Origin of the sequence: Pseudomonas sp. R76 (assembly GCF_009834565.1) — a bacterium.
GTDB lineage: Bacteria > Pseudomonadota > Gammaproteobacteria > Pseudomonadales > Pseudomonadaceae > Aquipseudomonas.
The window spans coordinates 1,753,003-1,773,051 of record NZ_CP019428.1; the positions used below are offsets into that span (position 1 = coordinate 1,753,003).

At 61.3% G+C, this 20,049-nt stretch carries 19 protein-coding genes; 12 read left to right on the forward strand and 7 right to left on the reverse strand.

Annotated features, from left to right (window positions below; genetic code table 11):
* The first annotated feature begins 179 nt into the window (after positions 1 to 179).
* Complete coding sequence (locus tag PspR76_RS07935) at positions 180 to 890, forward strand: response regulator (RefSeq protein WP_159954691.1); 711 nt, start codon at positions 180 to 182, stop codon at positions 888 to 890.
* Positions 887 to 2,308: an ATP-binding protein gene (locus tag PspR76_RS07940; RefSeq protein WP_159954692.1), complete on the forward strand. Its 1,422-nt coding sequence runs from the start codon at positions 887 to 889 to the stop codon at positions 2,306 to 2,308. The genes PspR76_RS07935 and PspR76_RS07940 overlap by 4 nt, the downstream gene beginning before the upstream one ends.
* A gap of 115 nt (positions 2,309 to 2,423) precedes the next feature.
* On the opposite strand, the gene PspR76_RS07945 is transcribed toward PspR76_RS07940, so the two are convergent.
* The 4 genes from PspR76_RS07945 to PspR76_RS07960 are packed head-to-tail and all read right to left on the reverse strand — an operon-like array spanning position 2,424 to position 4,102.
* A complete protein-coding gene (locus PspR76_RS07945; RefSeq protein ID WP_065890089.1) occupies positions 2,424 to 2,633 on the reverse strand; it encodes an SEC-C metal-binding domain-containing protein in 210 nt (69 codons plus the stop codon).
* Positions 2,630 to 3,112, reverse strand: coding sequence for an LEA type 2 family protein (locus PspR76_RS07950; protein WP_159954693.1), 483 nt, complete (start codon positions 3,110 to 3,112; stop codon positions 2,630 to 2,632). The genes PspR76_RS07945 and PspR76_RS07950 overlap by 4 nt, the downstream gene beginning before the upstream one ends.
* 19 nt (positions 3,113 to 3,131) lie before the next feature.
* Positions 3,132 to 3,602 carry a YchJ family protein gene (locus PspR76_RS07955; RefSeq protein ID WP_159954694.1) on the reverse strand — a complete coding sequence of 157 codons (471 nt, stop codon included), beginning with the start codon at positions 3,600 to 3,602 and terminating at the stop codon, positions 3,132 to 3,134.
* 2 nt (positions 3,603 to 3,604) lie between these two features.
* Positions 3,605 to 4,102, reverse strand: a complete 498-nt coding sequence (locus tag PspR76_RS07960; RefSeq protein WP_159954695.1) for a DUF6231 family protein — start codon at positions 4,100 to 4,102, stop codon at positions 3,605 to 3,607.
* A gap of 190 nt (positions 4,103 to 4,292) precedes the next feature.
* Between PspR76_RS07960 and PspR76_RS07965 the strand changes: the two genes are divergently transcribed.
* The 3 genes from PspR76_RS07965 to PspR76_RS07975 all read left to right on the forward strand — a co-directional run bounded on the left by PspR76_RS07965 (position 4,293) and on the right by PspR76_RS07975 (position 6,193).
* The gene (locus tag PspR76_RS07965) at positions 4,293 to 4,988 is read left to right on the forward strand and encodes an OmpA family protein (protein ID WP_159954696.1); all 696 of its coding nucleotides are present in this window, start codon (positions 4,293 to 4,295) and stop codon (positions 4,986 to 4,988) included.
* 160 nt (positions 4,989 to 5,148) lie between these two features.
* Positions 5,149 to 5,442: a DUF1145 domain-containing protein gene (locus PspR76_RS07970; RefSeq protein WP_159954697.1), complete on the forward strand. Its 294-nt coding sequence runs from the start codon at positions 5,149 to 5,151 to the stop codon at positions 5,440 to 5,442.
* Complete coding sequence (locus PspR76_RS07975) at positions 5,435 to 6,193, forward strand: collagen-like protein (RefSeq protein WP_159954698.1); 759 nt, start codon at positions 5,435 to 5,437, stop codon at positions 6,191 to 6,193. Before PspR76_RS07970 ends, PspR76_RS07975 begins: the two co-directional genes overlap by 8 nt.
* 103 nt (positions 6,194 to 6,296) lie before the next feature.
* Here the strand turns inward: PspR76_RS07975 and PspR76_RS07980 are convergent, their stop codons facing one another.
* Complete coding sequence (locus tag PspR76_RS07980) at positions 6,297 to 6,761, reverse strand: CopD family protein (RefSeq protein ID WP_159954699.1); 465 nt, start codon at positions 6,759 to 6,761, stop codon at positions 6,297 to 6,299.
* 99 nt (positions 6,762 to 6,860) lie between these two features.
* On the opposite strand from PspR76_RS07980, the gene dinG reads away from it, so the two are divergent.
* The 6 genes from dinG (at position 6,861) to PspR76_RS08010 (ending at position 15,346) form a co-directional block, all read left to right on the forward strand.
* Complete coding sequence (dinG, locus tag PspR76_RS07985; RefSeq protein ID WP_159954700.1) at positions 6,861 to 9,005, forward strand: ATP-dependent DNA helicase DinG; 2,145 nt, start codon at positions 6,861 to 6,863, stop codon at positions 9,003 to 9,005.
* 98 nt (positions 9,006 to 9,103) lie between these two features.
* Complete coding sequence (locus tag PspR76_RS07990) at positions 9,104 to 11,401, forward strand: beta-galactosidase (RefSeq protein WP_159954701.1); 2,298 nt, start codon at positions 9,104 to 9,106, stop codon at positions 11,399 to 11,401.
* An 82-nt stretch (positions 11,402 to 11,483) separates the two neighbouring features.
* Positions 11,484 to 12,629, forward strand: a complete 1,146-nt coding sequence (locus PspR76_RS07995) for a serine hydrolase domain-containing protein (protein WP_159954702.1) — start codon at positions 11,484 to 11,486, stop codon at positions 12,627 to 12,629.
* Positions 12,630 to 12,772: 143 nt separating this feature from the next.
* On the forward strand, positions 12,773 to 13,945 hold the full coding sequence (locus PspR76_RS08000) for an OmpA family protein (protein WP_159954703.1): 1,173 nt from the start codon (positions 12,773 to 12,775) through the stop codon (positions 13,943 to 13,945).
* 27 nt (positions 13,946 to 13,972) lie between these two features.
* The gene (gene pdxH, locus PspR76_RS08005) at positions 13,973 to 14,620 is read left to right on the forward strand and encodes a pyridoxamine 5'-phosphate oxidase (RefSeq protein WP_159954704.1); all 648 of its coding nucleotides are present in this window, start codon (positions 13,973 to 13,975) and stop codon (positions 14,618 to 14,620) included.
* A 261-nt stretch (positions 14,621 to 14,881) separates the two neighbouring features.
* Entirely contained in the window at positions 14,882 to 15,346 is a 465-nt protein-coding gene (locus PspR76_RS08010; protein WP_056857494.1) for a glycine zipper 2TM domain-containing protein, read from the forward strand.
* A gap of 330 nt (positions 15,347 to 15,676) precedes the next feature.
* Here PspR76_RS08010 and PspR76_RS08015 read toward each other — a convergent pair whose 3' ends face one another.
* Both PspR76_RS08015 and nhaA read right to left on the reverse strand, forming a co-directional pair.
* Complete coding sequence (locus tag PspR76_RS08015; RefSeq protein WP_159954705.1) at positions 15,677 to 17,299, reverse strand: methyl-accepting chemotaxis protein; 1,623 nt, start codon at positions 17,297 to 17,299, stop codon at positions 15,677 to 15,679.
* A gap of 198 nt (positions 17,300 to 17,497) precedes the next feature.
* Complete coding sequence (gene nhaA, locus PspR76_RS08020; RefSeq protein WP_159954706.1) at positions 17,498 to 18,673, reverse strand: Na+/H+ antiporter NhaA; 1,176 nt, start codon at positions 18,671 to 18,673, stop codon at positions 17,498 to 17,500.
* Positions 18,674 to 18,889: 216 nt separating this feature from the next.
* Here nhaA and PspR76_RS08025 point away from each other — a divergent pair, with 216 nt between their 5' ends.
* Positions 18,890 to 19,984, forward strand: a complete 1,095-nt coding sequence (locus tag PspR76_RS08025) for a PLP-dependent cysteine synthase family protein (protein WP_159954707.1) — start codon at positions 18,890 to 18,892, stop codon at positions 19,982 to 19,984.
* The last annotated feature ends 65 nt before the right edge of the window (positions 19,985 to 20,049 follow it).

Sequence of the window (20,049 nt, forward strand, 5' to 3'; positions counted from 1 at the left end):
AAATTACAATTACTCTCATTTAGGTTCGGTAGTCTAAAGAGCGATTCCGCCGGCCATGCCCCGGCTTTGTATCGCTGATGCGTGATTATGGTTTCCCACAACATTCCATTACATTTGCGTACACCGCTGGATGAACTTTCGGCTATCTCCTGCGTTTTGAGTTTTCGGATCGAATGCCCATGGCAAAGCTTGACCACCTGTTAATCGTCGATGACGACCCGCAAATTCGCCAACTGCTCTGTGACTACTTGAGTGACGCCGGTTTTCAGGTGTCCACCGCTGCCGACGGCAAGGAAATGCGCCGCCGCCTGGCGCTGAATGTGATCGACCTGATCGTGCTCGACCTGATGCTGCCCGGCGAAGATGGCCTGAGCCTGTGCCGCGAACTGCGCGTCAGCTCCAACACGCCGGTGGTGATGCTCACGGCCAAGGGCTCGTTGATCGACCGTATTGTCGGCCTGGAAATCGGCGCCGATGACTACCTGCCCAAACCGTTCGACCCACGTGAGTTGCTGGTGCGGATCAAAGTGGTGCTGCGCCGGGTGCAGAGCTTCCCCGACCGTGCGCGGCTGGACGAGGCGCCGAGCATTCGTTTTGCCGGCTGGCAACTCGACACACGGGCGCGGCAATTGCTCACGCCGGAGGGCGTGGTGGTCAGCCTGGGCAATTCGGATTACCGCGTGTTGCGCCTATTGTTGCAGCACCCGAACTGGCCTTTGAGTCGCGATTTTTTGCTCAACCATGTGTTCGACAAGGACAGCACGCCGTTCGACCGCTCCATCGACGTGTGCGTCAGCCGCTTGCGCTCGCAGCTGCCGGCCGGGCTGATCAAGACCGTGCGCAACGAGGGTTACATGCTCACCGCCGATGACGTAGTGCTGGAGTCGTGAGACTGCTGCCGCGTTCGCTGTTTGGGCGGCTGGTGCTGATTCTGGTCAGCGGCATGCTCGCGGCGCAGGCGTTGACCAGCAGCATCTGGTACGACCGGCGCCATGGCCAGGTGCTGGAAATCCCCACGCGGTTGATCGCCACGCGCCTGGCGGACGTGGTGCGCCTGGTGCACAGCGACCCGCAGCAGGCCGACCAGTTGATCAAACTGCTCAACACGCCGGACTTTCAGTTGTCCTTGAGCGACCAGGCCAGCAGCACGCCCAGCAGCCTCACCGACAGCGACCGGCCCACCGAGCGCCTGATCAAGGAGGTGTTGTCGGAGAAAGCCGGCTACACGCAAACCCTGATTCTGCTGCGCCTGTCTTTGGTCGATGGCGAAGGGCAAACCGCCGGGCTCTCGACCTTGCTCAGCTCCAAACCGGTGGTGGGGCAATTTCTGATCAACCTGCGCCTGCCCGATGGGCGCTGGTTGTTGGTCGACGCCAGTGAAGAGCAGGGCTGGACCAGCACCTCGCCGCTGGATCTGTTGTTCGATTACGTGATGCGCATCTATTTGCTGCGGGTGTTGGTGCTGGTGCTGATCGCCCTGGTGGCGGTACGCCTGGCCATCCGCCCGTTGAATGCCCTGGCCAAGGCCGCCGAAGCGCTGGGTCGGGATATCCAGCGCCCGCCGTTATCGGTGGACGGCCCCACCGAAGTGCGCCGCGCCGCCCAGGCGTTTAATGCGATGCAGCAGCGGCTGATCGCCAACATCGCCGAGCGCACGCGGTTTCTCGCAGCGATTTCCCACGACTTGCGCTCGCCGATCACACGCTTGCGCCTGCGCACCGAGATGCTCGAAGACACGCGCACCAAGGAGCGCTTTCGCAGCGACCTGGAAGAAATGGAGCACATGGTGTCCAGCACCCTGGACTTTGTCAGCAGCGGCGAAATCAACGAGACGCGCCAGAACATCGACATCAATGCGTTGCTGCAAAGCCTGCAGGCAGACCTTGAGGACGTGGGCGAAAGCGTGACCATCGTGGGCCGCGCCCGCCAACCGTTGCCGGGGTACGCGCGCAGCCTCAAGCGCTGCGTGCAGAACCTGCTGGAAAATGCGGTGCGCTATGGCAGCGAAGTGGTGGTGCGGGTCGAGGATCAGGCCGACAGCTTGAAAATCGTCATCAGCGACCGTGGCCCCGGGATTCCCCAGGCACAGCTGGAACAGGTGATGGAACCGTTTTACCGGGTTGAAGGCTCACGCAATGCCGAGACGGGCGGGTATGGGCTGGGGCTGAGCATTGCGCACACGATTGCACGGGCGCATGGGGGGCGGTTGAGTTTGAAGAATCGGGAAGGCGGGGGATTGGAGGTGGAGTTGCAGTTGTGGCGAGCGGGCTTGCCCCGCGTTGGGCTGCGGAGCAGCCCCAAAACCTGACATTGCGTTCTGTCTGAAGAAACGTGTTGATCTTATTGGGGCTGCTGCGCAGCCCAACGCGGGGCAAGCCCGCTCGCCACAGCAAGCCAGCTCCCACACTGACTGCATCAGGGCATCAGGCCCCGTGGCACTTCTTGAATTTCTTCTCGCTGCCGCATGGGCAAGGATCGTTGCGGCCAACGTCCTTCAGGGCGTTGCGCACCGGCTCCTGGTGAGCGTGGCCGCAGTTCGGGCCGTGGACATGACCGTGGTCGTGATCGTGATGATCATGGTGATCGTGATCGTGGTTGCAGTCAGGACCATGGACATGGGGTTGCTGAGTCATCGATGTCGCTCCGGAATAAAATTGCCGGGCATTATCTCGCCATTGTGGGCCACCTGCACGTCATTACCGATGAATAATCCGGTTTTCAGCTCGCCCTCCAGGCGATAGGGCACGGGTTTGCTCGGGTTTTTCAGCATCTGCACCACATCGCGAATCTGCGGCCACAGGTTGGTGCGCACCGTCACCTTGAAAAACCCATGGCTGCGCGGCGGTATGGTCAGCCACTCGTTGGACTCGCCTTCGGTCAGCACAAAATTGTCGAGGGTGACCTTGTAGATCAGGCCGCGCACGGTCAGGTCGGCGTCGTCGCGGTTGTCCACGCGAAAGAACAGTTTGAATTTCTGCTCCAGCAACTTGGCGCGCACCACTTCGACTTTTACCAGGGAGACGTGGGGCGGGGGCGCATCGTCCTCGAACCATGAGGCGCAGCCGGTCAGGCCAAGGGTCAACGCCAGCATCAAGCTGCAAATCCGGAGCATGGCGTGAGTCCTGTGGTGATTAGAGGTAGCTGGAACAGCACTTCTTGAATTTTTGCTCGCTGCCGCACAAACATACATCATTGCGTCCGACCTTCACCTCTACCGTCGGGTCGATGAAGTACCAGCGCCCCTCGTTCTGTACGAAAGACGACTGCTCGCGGTGGCTGTGTTCGCCGGTGCTGTCGTGCCAGCGCGCAGTAAAGGTCACGAACGCATGCTCCGGCTGGCCGCCGAACACTTCGGAGCTTTCCACCTCAAGGCCGAGCCAGGTGCTTTGGGCGCTCCAGGCAGCGATGGCGGCGCGGTCCAGGCCCGCCTGTTGCGCGGGCAGCGTGGTGGCGACCAGGTAGTCGACCAGGCCCAGCACATAGGCGCTGTAGCGCGAGCGCATCAACGCGGTGGCGCAGGGCGCCGGGTGGCCGGCGTGATAATGGCCGCAGCAGGCATCCAGCAGGTTGCCACTGCCGCAGGGGCAAATGGATGTACTCATGGTTACCACCAATACTTTCCGAAGTTTTCCGGGTTGGCCCAGAAGCGGGCGTTGAGCCAGTCCGGCACCTGTTTATAGTCAAGCAGATCATAGGTAAACAGCGTCAGAACCTGCTCATCACGCTGGAAACGCTCGCCGGCCTGCAGGGCCAGGGAGAAAAAGTCAGTGTCCTTCCAGCCGCAGGCATTCAGGTCTGCCAGCACCGCAATGCGGCTGGCATTGAGGTTGCGGATGCCGCCGAGCAAGGTCAGGCCTTGCGGTTTTGACAGGTGCTCCAGGCAGTCGACCACCAGCGCCAGGTCAAAACGCTGCGCCGCCAGCTCTGCGGGCAACGGCCCAGGCGCCGCGATGGCGACCACGGTGTCCGGGTGCTCGGCTTGAAAGGCCTCCAGCGCCGGAAACTGGCTGGCACCCAACAGCAACAGGCGTTTGGGCTGGTGCAGAGCGAGCAAAGCAGCCAGTGCTTGCTGGGGCGTACGGGAAGAAATACCAGCGGTCATCAGAGATCCTCACATCAGGACCGTAGAGACTAGCGCGGCTGAGCGTGCGGGCCTAGAGCGGGCGGCGGCGAAAAGTCCTGCATGTGCGGCCAACCTCAACAAATACGGGGGTGCGGCCCAGTGGCGCAGATGAAAAGAGCCGTCTTTACTCCACCTGTCGGCCCCCGCCGATCCCCTCAGGAGAAATCAGATGAGCATCATGCGGACAGCTCTACCCTTGGTTCTGCTAACCGGAGTATTGACAGGTTGCGCAGGTTTGCAAAAAACCGATTGGCCCACCTGCGCAGCCGTCGGTGGTGTAACGGGCGCTGCGATTGGCGCCACTCAAAGTTCGGCGTACGCAGGTTATGGCGCGCTGTTGGTCGGCGGCATGGCCGGCGCCTATTGCTGGGTGCACGGCGATGGCGATGAAGACGGCGATGGCGTGCCGGACAGCCGCGACAAGTGCCCAGGCACGCCTAAAGGCGTGCAGGTGGATGCCAACGGTTGCCCACCGGTGCCGGTCGCGGCCGTGGTTGAGGAAGTTGTGGTCGTCAAGGAAGAAACCATCGTGATCCGCGATGTGCACTTCCAGTTCGACTCGGCCAAGCTGACGGCAGCGGACAAAACCAAACTCGACATCATCGTCACGCGCTTGAAAAAAGAAGCCCCTGGCGCGCAATTGCGGGTCAGCGGGCATACCGACAGCGTCGGCAAAGACGCCTACAACCAGAAACTGTCGGAACGCCGCGCGCACTCGGTGACCGATTACCTGGTAAGTGCGGGCGTGCCGCGCAGTAACTTTGTGTCGGTGGTCGGCGCGGGCGAAAGCCAGCCGGTGGCCGATAACAAAACTGCTGACGGCCGCGCCTTGAACCGCCGCGTGGAAATCAAAATCAACCGCTGACAGCCCTTGCCCCTGTGGGAGCCACAGGGGCATTGCTGACGATCCTCGCCGAAACCGCCGACAAAACGCCCCTTTATCAAGTTTTTTCATCCTTCACTGGCAAATCGCCTGTAGAAGTCGTTACTGTGCGCCCAAAGAATAATAGGCAGGGGCATGCAGGATGAAGGTGTTTTGGGGGCTGGGTAAGTTTCTGACGTTGCTGTTTTGGGTTGTGGTGGTGGTCAATCTGTTCCGACCGCTGGCCAATCCGTTCCACCTGTTGGTCAGCCTGGCCGGCAGTCTGTTGTTTCTCACCCATCTGTTGGAGTTGCTGTTGTTCAACAGCAGCTTGAAATACCGTGCCCACCCCTGGCGTGACCGCTTGCAGATTCTGCTGGTGGGCATGTTCCATGTGCGGGGCCTGTCGGCGCCTGCTGCTATTGATGAAGTAAACAAGGAGGCCAATCATGCGTAAGGTTTTTCTGTTGGCCCTGTTGGTCAGCCCCATTGCCCTGGCTCAGACCGTCAGTGTTGAAACCAACTCGCTGATGCGCCTGCCCAGCAGTACCAGCGTGTTGCAGCTGGAGCGCCTGGATGTGGCGGACTACGGCACGTTGTTGGTGCCGGCGACGATCAGCCAAGTCACGGTGGACGAATTGCACTTGGGGCGTGAGGCGCGCATCGCTATCGCCCCCGGCAATACTGCGCTGCAATTGCAGGTGCGCAACGCGCAGCTGGAACATGGCAGCCAGATCACCTCGCGCGGTGCCCCCGGCACCCACGAAAGGCCGGCCAAAGCCGGGCGTGACCTGGTGCTGCGCATCAACGCGCTGACTGCCGACGAACTGTCGGTGGACGCGCGTGGCGGCGCCGGTGCCCAAGGCTATGCCGGGCTGGATGGCGCCAACGGCGTTGACCCAGGCTGCACCTGGGGTTCGGCCGGGCGTGGCGCGAATGGCGATAACGGCGGTGATGGCCTGCCAGGCGCAGCGGGCGCGACCGTGCGGGTCGAGCTGCCGCAGAGCTTCCCGGCTGAGCAGATCAAGGTCTGGGTGGACGGCGGGGCGGGCGGTTTGGCCGGCACGGCCGGTAAGCCGGGTAAAGGCGGGCAGTCCAAGGGCTGTGTGGTGTATCGCGCCGATGGCGGCGAGAAGGGCCGCCCAGGGCTGGAAGGGCAGCCGGGGCCGGCTGGGCCTGCGGGGGCTGTGACTATTCAAAGGCTTTGAGTCGACGGGTCTGACGCCATCGCGGGCAAGCCCGGCTCCCACATTTGGAATGCATTTGAATGTGGGAGCCGGGCTTGCCCGCGATGGCGGACTAAAGGTCGCCTCAGAACATCGGCCGAGCCGAAGCGATCGCCACCACCACCAACCCCACAATCAAATTAATCCCCACCAGTTTGCGGATCTGCCCCAGCGCAGCCGCACCCGCCGGCCAATCTTCGGCCGCCACCGCCGCACGCAATTGCGGGAACTTCAACGCCTGGATACGGATAAACAGCGCCGTCATCACCAGATACAAGCCCATCATCACCTGCACATAACGCGGCGCGGTTTCAAAACCGCTGAAGCGCAATTGCAGCAGGCCGATGCCGCTGATCGGCAAAACCGCCACGGCGACCCAGACCCACACGAAAAAACGTTGAAACACATTCGCCCACAGCTTGAGCCGGGCAGGGCCCTCAAGTGCCGCCATGGCGGCGGGGCGCAGGATCATCCAGGCGAAAAACATACCGCCGACCCAAACCAGGGCGGCCAATACATGCAGGGTGTAAGCGAGGCTAAACGCGGTCATTGTGGTACTCCGTTCTGCGCGGGATTAATTAGCGGGGTATGATAGCGGCCGATCCGAACCACTGAAAATTTATCCAGCGTTTTTTGCGCCCGACTATCCATGATCAGCACTGAACTCAAAACCACGATCCAGGGCGCCTATTCGCGTTTTCTCGAAGCCAAGAGCTTGAAACCGCGCTACGGCCAACGCCTGATGATCGCCGAAGTGGCCAAAGTCCTCGGCGATATCGACACCGACGACGAAGGTCGGCGCAGTGGCGACCCGGCGGTCGTGGCCGTCGAGGCCGGCACCGGCACCGGCAAGACCGTGGCCTACAGCCTGGCCGCGATCCCGACCGCCAAGGCTGCCGGCAAGCGCCTGGTGATCGCCACCGCCACCGTCGCCCTGCAAGAGCAGATTGTCTACAAAGACCTGCCCGACCTGATGCGCAACAGCGGCCTGAACTTTACTTTCGCCCTGGCCAAGGGCCGTGGCCGCTACATGTGCCTGTCCAAGCTCGACGTGCTGTTGCAGGAAGGCCATGCGCAAACCGCTACCGCTTCGCTGTTCGAAGAAGAAGGCTTCAAGATCGAAGTCGATGAAGTCAGCCAAAAGCTATTTACCAGCATGATCGAGAAGCTCGCCGGCAATAAATGGGACGGCGACCGCGACAGCTGGCCTACCGCGCTGGAAGATTCCGATTGGGCGCGCCTGACCACCGACCACAGCCAGTGCACCAACCGCCATTGCCCCAACTTCGGCCAGTGCGCTTTTTACAAAGCCCGCGAAGGCATGGGCAAGGTCGACGTGATCGTCACCAACCACGACATGGTCCTGGCCGACCTGGCCCTGGGCGGCGGCGCCGTGTTGCCGGACCCGCGCGACACGCTTTACGTGTTCGACGAAGGCCACCACTTGCCGGACAAGGCCATCGGCCATTTCGCCCACTACACGCGCCTGCGCTCCACCGCCGACTGGCTGGAAACCACCGCCAAGAACCTCACCAAATTGCTGGCCCAGCACCCACTGCCCGGCGATCTGGGCAAGCTGATCGAACAGGTGCCGGAGCTGGCGCGTGAGATCAAGACCCAGCAGCAGTTCATGTTCAGCGCCTGCGAACAGGTCGCCGACTTCAAGCCCGGCGAAGACGTGGAAGGCCGTGAGCGGCCGCGTCACCGCTTTGTCGGCGGGCTGATTCCCGAGCACATGCGTGAAATGGGCATTGAACTGAAGAAAGGCTTTTCACGCCTGACCGACCTGTTCACCCGCCTCACCGACCTGCTCAAGGAAGGCATGGACGGTGAGGTCAATATCGGCATCGCCAGCAATCAGGCCGAGGAATGGTATCCGCTGTTCGGCAGCCTGTTGTCGCGCTCCCAGGGTAACTGGGAGCTGTGGACGGCCTTCACCGTCGAAGACCCGGAAGACAACCCGCCGATGGCGCGTTGGTTGACCCTGTCGGAAAGCGGTGCGCTGTTTGATATCGAGGTCAACGCCAGCCCGATCCTCGCCGCCGAAATGCTGCGCCGCAACCTGTGGAACGTGGCCTACGGCTGCCTGGTGACCTCGGCGACGCTGACGGCCCTGGGCACTTTCGACCGCTTCCGCATGCGTGCCGGCTTGCCGAAAAAAGCCGTTACGGCGGTGGTGCCGAGCCCGTTCCATCACGCCGACGCCGGCGTATTGCGCGTGCCGGACCTCAAGGCCGACCCGCGCGACGCAGCGGCGCACACCGCAGCGATCATCCGCGACCTGCCGGAGCTGGTCGAAGGCTCGCGCGGAACCCTGGTGTTGTTCTCCTCGCGCAAACAGATGCAGGACGTGTTCGACGGCCTCGACCGCGACTGGCGCAAGCAGGTGTTTATCCAGGGCAACCTGTCCAAGCAGGAAACCCTCAACAAGCACAAGGCGCGCGTCGATGGCGGCGATTCCAGCGTGTTGTTCGGCCTGGCAAGTTTTGCCGAAGGCGTGGACTTGCCGGGTGCCTACTGCGAACACGTGGTGATCGCCAAGATCCCCTTCTCGGTGCCGGATGATCCGGTCGAGGCGGCTTTGGCCGAGTGGATCGAAGCCCGTGGCGGTAACCCGTTCATGGAAATCTCGGTGCCGGATGCTTCCTTGAAGCTGGTCCAGGCCTGCGGTCGCTTGCTGCGCACCGAAGAAGACCGGGGCACCATCACCTTGCTCGACCGCCGTTTGGTCACGCAGCGCTATGGCAAAGCTATCCTGAATGCTTTGCCGCCTTTCAGGCGCGAAATTTCTTAAGCCACCGTGGGCGAATTCGCCCACTTCGTGGTCTATCTCACTGCCAACGCTTTACGTCATCAGGCCAGTCACCGGCCGTTTGGGAGAACCTTGTTCGTATGATTCGCACGCTGCCCGCTCTTTTTGCTCTGCTGTTCGCCGCACCCTTGATGGCCGCGCCTGCCGGGCAACAAACGCTGTTCAACTTCGTCCGGCCTGCCGATGTGGTCAAGGTGGCGACCCAGGACGCCAGCCTGCCGCAATACAACGCCGAACAAACCCCTGAAGGTGAGGTGCTGCGCCGCATCACGTTCAACCCGGCAGCCGAACCGAGCCTGGTGCTCAGCCCGCAGACCGGCGTGTGGGACTGGTCGCAGTCCGGCGCCATAAGCCTGCGTATCCAGAGCGCCATGGACTGGGCGTTGACCCTCTACGTCAAGGTGCAGAGCACCGACGGCAAAACCCTGGTCAGCCGCATCGACCTGCCGGCCGGCCCGGCCCAGACCCTGGTGATTCCGTTGCAAGCCAACTCGCCGCTGAGCCAGGGCATGAAGGCTGGCCCGCCGATGCCGATCACCGTGGATGGCCAGCGCGTATTGCTGGCCGGCAGCGCCGGGGAAATCGACCGCAGCCAGGTGGCGTCTGTGACGCTGTCGATGCTCAAGCCGAATGCCGCCCAAAGCATCCTGCTGGAGCGTTTTGGCGTGCAGGACAGCGAGCCGGTGCTGAAAGCGGCCTACAGCGAACTGGTGGATGCCTATGGCCAGTCCACCCGCGCGCGCTGGCCGGAAAAAGTCAGCAGCGACGACCAGCTCAAAGCCGCCGCCGCCAAGGAGCAACAGCAGCTCAAAGGCTGGTTGGCTGAGCGCAACAAATCTTCCCTGGACCAATATGGCGGCTGGAACAAAGGCCCGGCGTTCGAAGCCAGCGGCTTTTTCCGTACCGAGAAGCGCGACGGCCGCTGGTACTTGGTGACGCCGGAAGGCCATCCGTTCTATTCCTTGGGGGTTAACACGGTTGCGCCGGATAACAACCAGACCTATGTGGCCGGCCGCGAGTGGATGTTCGCCGCGTTGCCCAAAGCGGGTGAGCCGTTCGACAAGTATTACGGCAGCAGCGACAACCGAGGCGGCAACGGCGCGGATCAGGGCCGGGGCTTCAATGTGGGGCGTTGGTACGACTTCTATGGCGCCAACCTGCAGCGCACCTATGGCACCGAAGGTTTCGACCAGAAACGCTGGGTCAGACACACCCTCGACCGGCTCCAGGCCTGGGGTTTCAACACCGTGGGCAACTGGAGCGACGAGAGCCTCGCCAGCGCCGACCGCGTGCCGTACACCTTGCCGCTGTCGATTGTCGGCGACTACGCCAGCATCAGCACCGGCACCGACTGGTGGGGCGGCATGCCTGACCCGTTCGACCCGCGTTTTGCCATGGCCACCGAGCGTGCCGTAGCGATTGCTGCCCGCGATCACCGCGATGACCCGTGGCTGATCGGCTTCTTTGCCGACAACGAGCTGGCCTGGGCCGGCCCGGGTGACGATGCAAAATCCCGTTACGCCTTGGCCTACGGCACGCTGCGCATGACCACCGACGTACCGGCCAAGCGCGCGTTTCTCAAGCAACTGCGCGACAAGTACCGCAACGAAGAAGGCCTGTCGAAGGCCTGGGGCATTCACTTGGCGGGCTGGGAGCTGATGGAAGACCCAGGCTTCGAGCCGCCGATGCCAAGCCCCGAGCACCCGGAAATCGAAGCTGACTTTAAATATTTCCAGAAGACCTTCGCCGATGCCTATTTCAAGACCATTTCCGACTCCTTGAAGTGGCACGCGCCCAACCAGCTGTTGCTGGGCGGTCGTTATGCCGTAAGTACCCCGGAAGCCGTGGCCTCCTGCGCGCAGTATTGCGATGTGCTGAGCTTCAACATGTACACCCTCAAGCCCCAGGACGGTTATGACTTCGCCGCCCTGCGCGCGCTGGATAAACCGGTGCTGATCACCGAGTTCAATTTCGGCTCCGCCGACCGTGGCCCGTTCTGGGGCGGCGTGACCCAGTTGGCCAAGGAAGAAGACCGTGGCGTGGCCTACGGCAACTTCCTCAAGCAGGCCATGGCCGAGCCGTCGATTGTCGGCGTGCACTGGTTCCAGTACCTGGACCAGCCGGTGACCGGCCGTTTGCTGGACGGTGAGAACGGTCACTTCGGCCTTGTCGGCATTACCGATGTACCGTTCCAGGGCTTTGTCGACAGCGTGCGTAAAAGCAACCTGGCGACAGTCGACCAGTTGGGTAAAGAGGCGGAAAAGGCCAAGGCCGCCGGCGTGGTTCGCGAGAACGAAGCCGGCAAGGGCGGGCATGAAGGCAAAGGCGCAGGCCAGGGCGCCGGACACGCCGGTGGGCACTCTGGAAATGGCCATTGATTCATCGTTGACGGGTTCACAAAACCCCTAATGACTGGAACAATGTCGGCCACTTCCTACAGTGTTGTTCAAGGCGGATCAGGTGCAGATTCAGGGTCATTACGAGCTTCAGTTCGAAGCGGTACGCGAAGCGTTTGCCGCGCTGTTCGATGACCCGCAAGAGCGTGGTGCCGGGCTGTGTATCCAGATCGGCGGCGAAACCGTCGTCGACCTGTGGGCCGGCACTGCGGACAAGGACGGCGCCGAGGCCTGGCACAGCGACACCATCGTCAACCTGTTCTCCTGCACCAAGACCTTCACCGCCGTCACGGCCCTGCAATTGGTGGCCGAGGGCAAGCTGAAACTCGATGCGCCCGTGGCTGACTACTGGCCTGAGTTCGCGGCAGCCGGTAAAGAAGCCATCACCCTGCGCCAACTGCTCTGCCACCAGGCCGGGCTGCCGGCAATCCGCGAGATGCTGCCGACTGAAGCCCTGTACGACTGGCAATTGATGGTCGACACCCTGGCAGCCGAGGCACCGTGGTGGACGCCGGGCCAAGGGCATGGCTACGAGGCCATCACTTACGGCTGGCTGGTCGGTGAATTGCTGCGCCGCGCCGATGGGCGCGGGCCGGGTGAGTCGATCGTCGCACGGGTTGCGCGGCCGTTGGGCCTGGACTTTCACGTGGGGCTGGCAGATGAAGAGTTTTATCGTGTTGCACATATAGCGCGCAGCAAAGGCAATATGGGCGACGAAGCCGCTCAACGCTTATTGCAAGTAATGATGCGTGAACCTGCCGCTATGACTACACGGGCATTTGCCAACCCACCGTCTATTCTGACCAGCACTAATAAGCCCGAATGGCGGCGCATGCAGCAGCCGGCGGCAAATGGTCACGGTAATGCGCGCAGCCTGGCGGGTTTTTATAGCGGATTGTTGGACGGTAGTTTGCTGGAAAGCGACATGCTGGAACAATTGACCCGCGAACACAGTATCGGGCCGGATAAAACCTTATTGACCCAAACCCGCTTCGGCTTGGGCTGCATGTTGGATCAACCGCAATTGCCCAATGCCACGTTCGGCCTTGGCCCACGTGCGTTTGGTCACCCTGGCGCTGGTGGTTCGGTGGGGTTTGCCGACCCTGAACATGATGTAGCATTCGGTTTCGTGACTAATACACTGGGGCCTTACGTACTTATGGACCCGCGTGCACAGAAGTTGGTCGGAATATTGGCCGGTTGTCTGTAAAGAGCTTGCTGTTTCACGTTTTTTTGTTACAAAGGCAACTATAAGAAGGCGCTGAACGAAATTTTGTAACTTTAATGTTCTGTAAGCGTCTGTTTAACGGGTCAACCAGGCCCTCCGGTTTTTTCTCATTTTGTGGATATCTCATGTTATCGAACAAGTCCTTGGCACTGGCGCTGTGCCTCACTATTACTGGCTGCGCACAAACTCCACAAAATGATGCTGAGGGTGGGCATTGGTGGCAATTTGGGTCTGATAAGGCTGCTACCAAGGACGCAGTGACTCAAACCGACGCCAAGCCAGATGCAAAACCTGCCGCTGGCGCCAAGCCCGCCGCGCCGGTAACTGCTGCTGCGCCTGCCCCCGCTGCCGCTGCCGCACCGGCCCCGGTCGCCAAGGCTGACACCGGCTTCAACTGGTGGCCGTTCTCCTCCAAGACCGCCGACGAAAAGGCGGCGGATGCCAAGGCTGACCTGAAAGCCGACCTCAAGGCGGCAACCCCTGCTTTCACGCCTGACGCTGCGCCTGCTGTGGCCAAGACCGACACCGAGAGCAAATGGTGGTGGCCGTTCGAAAGCAAGCCAAAGCCATTGGCAAAGGTCGACGTGACCAACGTGCCGATGCCCGACCCGAAAGTCACCCAAGCCTGGCTGGATGACTATGAGCCGCGCCTGCGCGCCGCCATCAAGGACAGCAACCTGCAACTGGAGCGTCGCGAGAACGTACTGGTTGTGATCGCACCGGTTGATGGCTCCTACAACCCAAAACGTCCAGGGATGCTGCTGCCAGTGACCCTGGGCCCGTTCACCCGCGTTGCCAAGGCGGTTGAAGGCGATCCGAAAACTGCCGTGCTGGTACTCGGCCACGTCGACACCAATGGTGCCGAACCTGCGAGCCAGGCGTTGACGCGTGAGCGCGCGCAATCCATCGCGTCGATTTTCAGCCTCAGTGGCTTGAAGCAGGATCGCCTGATGATGCGTGGCATGGGCGACCTTATGCCGCGTGCCGCCAACGACAGCAATCAGGGGCGTGCGCTGAACCGTCGCATGGAAATCATGTTCACTCAGCGTACAACGATGTTGGCCCTGCTGAGCAAGTACAACTCGGGCAAGCCACCGGTTGCTGATATGGTCGCCGTGCAAACAGCACCAGCCCCCGTGCCTGCTCCGGCTGCGAAAAAGGCAGTACCTGCGAAAAAGGCCCCGGCCAAGAAGGCCGCTGCCAAGCCTGTTGCGAAAAAAGCCGCCGCCAAACCGGCCGCGAAAAAAGCCGCACCTAAGGCTGACGCAGCCGCTGCAAACGACCAGGCGAAAAACTGATCTGCTGAACCAGAAGGATAAAGCCGCATGACCCAGGCACTGGCCGATATGCGCCGTGACTACACACGGGACGGTTTGAGCGAGGCCCAGGCCCCGGGCGAGCCGTTTGCGTTGTTCCACCAGTGGTTTGCCGACGCGGTGAAGACCGAGCAGCCCCCGGTGGAGGCCAATGCCATGACCTTGGCCACGGTCGACCACGACGGTCGTCCGCACTGTCGCATCCTGCTGCTCAAAGGCTTGGATACACAGGGCTTTACCTTCTTCACCAATTATCAGAGTGCCAAGGGCGAACAGCTCGCGGCACAGCCCTTTGCAGCCATGACCTTCTTCTGGCCGACCCTGGAGCGCCAGGTGCGCATCGAGGGGCGGGTGGTCAAGGTCACGCCGGAGGAGTCGGACGCTTATTATCAGGTCCGTCCTTTGGGCAGCCGCCTTGGGGCTTGGGCATCACCGCAGAGCCAGGTCATTCGTGACCGCGAAGAGCTGCAGGACTTGCTCAAGGCCACTGAGCAGCGTTTCAGCGATACCCAACCCGACTGCCCTGAGCATTGGGGCGGTTATCGCCTGCTGCCTGAGCGCATGGAGTTCTGGCAAGGCCGCGCCAGCCGCCTGCATGACCGGCTGAACTATCGCCTGCAAAACGGCGAGTGGACCCGCGAGCGCCTGGCGCCCTGAGTCTCACCTTTCGTCACTTCTCCTGAATATTGCCAGTCACACTGAAGTCTCTACCCAAGAGGCTTCGGCGTGTGCTGCTGGACGACTACAATCAACGGGTCCGTGACATTCTTTGGAACAAGAATCCAGCTACCGTTCGTCGAGTTTTCTGGTGCTGGTAGTCTGTACTAAGGCTGAATGAAAGGAATTTTCTGACGTGCTTGCCGTGACAGGCGCCAAGCTGCGGCGTCTAATGAACACCTGTCCTTTGGAGTTGATGCTATGCGTAAGTCCGTTTTACTAGTTGCCTGCTTTACCACCCTGTCGTTGCTGTTGGGTGGCTGCGCCTCGAGTCTGACCGGCGACTCGTACTCCCGTGACGAGGCGCGCCGTGTACAGACCGTGCGCATGGGCACCATTGAATCCCTGCGTCCGGTGAAAATCGAAGGCACCAAGACCCCAATCGGCGGCGCTGCCGGCGCAGTTATCGGCGGTGTTGGCGGCAGCGCCATCGGCGGCGGCCGTGGCAGTATCGTCACCGCTGTGATCGGCGCCGTAGCCGGCGGCCTGCTGGGTTCGGCCACCGAAGAAGGCCTGACCCGTACCCAAGGCGTGGAAATCACCGTTCGCGAAGACGACGGCAGCATGCGCGCCTACGTCCAGGCGGTTGAAGAGAACGAAATCTTCCGCATCGGCGACCGCGTCCGCATCATGACCGTTAACGGCACCAGCCGCGTTACGCGTTAAGCAACGGTCGTAGAAACACAAAACCCCAACCGGGTGACCGGTTGGGGTTTTTTTGAGGTTTTTTTCCAAAACTGCAGGCGATAAAAACCGCCTTAGTAAGGCGTAGGCTGGAGGTAAGGCCCAACTCATGGGGGCTGAGTATGTTGAAGTTTGCCTGTGGCGAGGGAGCTTGCTCCCGTTGGGCTGCGCAGCAGCCCTGAAGAGTTCATCACGCGCCACTGGCAAACCAATGCCATCCAGAGCGGGCTGCTTCGCAGCCCAACGGGGGGCAAGCCCCCTCGCCACAGTGAGTTCGCTCAGTCCGGCGTTGTGAAGTTTTAAAGCCTCACCTCAAACCTGAAAGTGCTTCACCATCGTGTTCAACTCATGCGCCAGGCTGGCCAGCGATTGCGAGGCCGCAGTCGTCTGGGTCGAGCCTTCCGCCGACTGAATCGACAACTGCTGGATGTTCAGCAAGTTCCGATCAACCGCCCGGGCAACGTCGGCTTGTTCAGCTGCCGCCGTGGTAATCACCAGGTTGCGGCCGTTGATCTCATCGTTGGCCGCCAGGATGTCCGCCAGTGCCTGTTGCGCCAGCTCGGCCAGGCCAAGGGTTTGCTGGGTCATGGAACTGCTGTCGAGCATGGTGTTGACGGTGCTGGCGGTGTTGGTCTGGATGCTGCCGATCATCTGCTCGATTTCTTGCGTTGATTGGGCAGTGCGATGGGCCAGTGCACGCACCTCGTCAGCGACCACCGCAAAACCTCGCCCGGCTTCACCGGCGCGTGCAGCTTCGATGGCGGCGTTCAGTGCCAACAGGTTGGTTTGCTCGGCAATGGTACGGATCACATCGAGTACTTTGCCGATCCCTTTGGCCTGCTCGGCAAGGCCGCCGACTTGACCCGAGCTGACTTCAACCCCACGGGTCAGCGCCTGGATCGAATTCAACGCCTCGACCATGCGCTGCTGGCCTTTCAAGGCGATGCTGCGCGACTCTTGGGAAAGGTCGGAGGTTGATGCCGCGTTCCGTGCGACCTCTTCAATTGCGGTGGTCATTTCAGTGACGGCGGTGGCGGCTTGTTCAATCTCGGCGTGCTGCTGTTGCAAGTCCCGGCTACCCTCGGCGGTTACCGCATTCAGTTGTTCTGCCGCCGCGGCCAATTGGCTGGATGAACCGGTAATTTGCCGCAGGGTCTGCACCAGGTTGTTACGCATGGTTTCTTGCGCCCGCAGCAGGCGCGTGGCTTCGTCGTTGCCCGTCGGGTTGATGGGCTGAGTGAGGTCGCCCCGGGCAATGGTTTCGGCCACCTGCACCGCTTCAATGATGGGAACGGTAATGCTGCGGGTCAGCAGCCAGGCCACCAGCACCGTGCCACCGCTCACCAGCAGAATAACGAGGGTGATACCGCCCACGGCATGTTGGTAAGCGGCGTCGGAGGTCTGGCCGGCTTGCTCGGCGCCTTTGTTGGCCAGATCTATCAGCTGATCGAAGTTCTTGGTCATCTGCTCATAGCTTTCTCGAATACTGTTGAGAAAGTCGCGGGCGCCGGCTTTGTCGCCTGAGCGTGAGCGTTTGAGCATTTCGGTGTGGTTCTTCGCGTACCCCTCGAGGCTCAGGTTGAACACATCGAGACGCGATTTTTCCTCTGGCGTGCGCAGCAGCGCAGCATATTGAGCCAGCTGTTCCTTGACACTTTTCAGGCGGCCTGCGGATTTGTCTTCGTAGGTCTGCATGTCGGCATCGCTGGACGACAGGATGTGCGCCATCTCGCCCAGGCGAAAACGGTCCAGCGAAGCATTGGCCAGGGCCAGGATCCTGACGCGCTGCATCCAGTTATTCTGAATGTCGGCCGCCTGGGACTGGACTTCACCGATCTGCTTCAGGGCGAACAGCCCGAGAAACACACTCAGCGACGCAATAGCGGCGAAGCCGATGAAGGCTCTGGCTGCGATTCTTATATTTCTCAGGAACATGGGATTTTCGCTCGGGCTGGAAACGCGTTGGGGAGCAGTGTCGGGCGGGTGTTCCTGGCGGGAACAGATGGCTCGCCACACTCACTAGTCGGCGGCGGGCAGAAAGTCTTTAGGCAATTGCGGTAAGTGTCATCTTCAGCAAAAGAAAACCCCCAACCAGGCGACCCGTTGGGGGTTTTTGTGGGGCTTTCAGCGCGTTCAGGCTTTCTTGCGACTGGCCATCGCCGTCACCGCATAACCAATACACGCCGCCAGGATCGACCCGGTGAGGATCCCCATTCGATCCTCGCCGGCGAACTCACTGGCACCCGGCACAAACGCCAGCGAGCCGACAAACAGGCTCATGGTGAAGCCGATGCCGCACAGGATCGCCACACCAAACACCTGGCCCCAGTTCGCGCCGCCGGGCAGCGCGGCAAGGCCGGTCTTGATCGCAAGCCAGGTGAAGCCGAACACGCCGACGGTCTTGCCGATCAGCAGGCCGGCGGCGATGCCCATGGGCACATGGTGGGTGAAGCTTTCCAGGCTCACGCCGGTCAGGGACACGCCCGCATTGGCAAACGCGAACAGCGGCAGGATGGCGTACGCCACCCACGGGTGCAGAGCGTGTTCCAGCGTCATCAGCGGCGAAGGCTCGGCATTCTTGGTGCGCATCGGGATGCAGAAGGCCAGTGTCACGCCGGCCAGCGTGGCGTGCACGCCACTCTTGAGCACACATACCCACAGAATCAGGCCGATGATCAAATACGGCCCCAGCTTGATCACGCCCAGGCGGTTCATCGCGATCAAGGCAACCAAACAGGCGCCTGCACCCGCGAGTGCGGCACCCGACAAGTCGGCTGAATAGAACACGGCGATGACGATGATCGCACCAAGGTCATCGATGATGGCCAAGGTCATCAGGAACAGTTTCAGCGACACCGGCACGCGCTTGCCCAGCAGGGCCAGAACGCCGAGCGCAAAGGCAATATCGGTGGCCATGGGGATCGCCCAGCCGGAAAGCGCGGCAGGGTAGTCCTTGTTGATCGCCCAGTAGATCAGCGCCGGCACCACCATGCCGCCAATTGCTGCGGCGCCCGGTAACACCACTTGCGAGGGCTTGGACAGGTGGCCATCGAGCAGCTCGCGTTTCACCTCCAGGCCAATCAACAGGAAGAACAGGGCCATCAGGCCGTCGTTGATCCACAGCAGGGCGGGCTTGGCGATTTTCAGCGCGCCGATTTGTGCCACCACCGGTACGTCGAGAAATGCGTTGTACAGGTGCGACAACGGTGAGTTGTTGATGATCAGCGCCAAGGCGGCAGCGGCGATCAACAACAGACCGCTGGCGGCTTCCAGCTGGAAGAAACGGGTGAAAGTGCTACGCAGAGGCAAGGGATGCTCTCCAATCAAGGTTCAATAGGTGGCTACCCTAACCCGTACCGTTAGTTGTTAAAACAAAAGTTATATTCTTATTTGTTATAAGCAGCTGGCAGAGTTGGCGTCGCGCTTGAGCCTAGCAATTGTGTGTCTAATTGAGACGTCACTGTATCTGTGTGCAGTGTAGGAAACCCCCTAAAATCGGGGCTGAAATCTTCAGAGACGCACCTCATGAGCGACCACCGTACCTGGGCCCGCGAAGCCATTCGTATCATTGAAGCGGACTTTCAGCGCAGCGCCGACACGCACCTTATCCCTTTGGCATTGCCGGGGCTGCCGGGTATCGAGTTGTACTTCAAGGATGAGTCCAGCCACCCGACAGGCAGCCTCAAGCATCGCCTTGCCCGTTCACTGTTCCTGTATGCCTTGTGTAACGGCTGGCTCAAACCGGGCGCCCCGGTGATTGAGGCGTCCAGCGGTTCCACAGCGGTTTCGGAGGCGTACTTTGCGCGTTTGCTCGGTCTGCCGTTTATTGCGGTGATGCCGGCCACGACGTCCCAGGCGAAGATCGACCAGATCGCTTTCTACGGCGGCAAGAGCCATCTGGTGAAGGATCCGACGCAGATCTACACCGAATCCGAACGGCTGGCGAAGGAAAGTGGCGGTCACTTCATGGATCAATTCACCTACGCCGAGCGTGCGACGGACTGGCGGGCGAACAACAACATTGCCGAGTCGATCTTCCAGCAAATGCGTTTTGAGCATTACCCCGAGCCGAGCTGGCTGATTTCCAGCCCCGGCACTGGCGGCACCACGGCAACCTTGGGCCGCTATGTGCGTTATCGCCAGCATTGCACCCGCGTGTTGTGTGCCGACGCCGAGCGTTCGGTGTTCTTCGATTACTACCAGACCGGCGACGCCAGCCTGCGTCTGGATTGCGGCTCGCGGATCGAAGGAATCGGCCGGCCTCGGGTTGAGGCGTCGTTTTTGCCCAAGGTGATCGATGCGATGGTCAAGGTGCCGGACGCGCTGTCACTGGCGGCCATGCATTACCTGGCCGAACGGCTGGGGCGGCGGGTTGGCGGGTCCAGCGGGACCAACCTGATTGGCGCTTTGGTGGCCGCGCAGCAGATGAAAGCGGCCGGAGAGTCGGGGTCGATCGTTGCGATTTTGTGTGATGGGGGCGAGCGGTATGCCAGCACTTATTACGATCAGGCGTGGTTAGCGGGGCAGGGCTATCAGTTGGACGGGTTGATTGCCGCGGTTGCGGCCAGTGTGGAGCGGGGCGAGCCACTACCGGAAACGGTCTTGCGCGCCAACATCTGACACAACCCAAAAACCAATGTGGGAGCTGGCTTGCCAGCGATAGCGCAGTGTCAGTCGCCGAACTT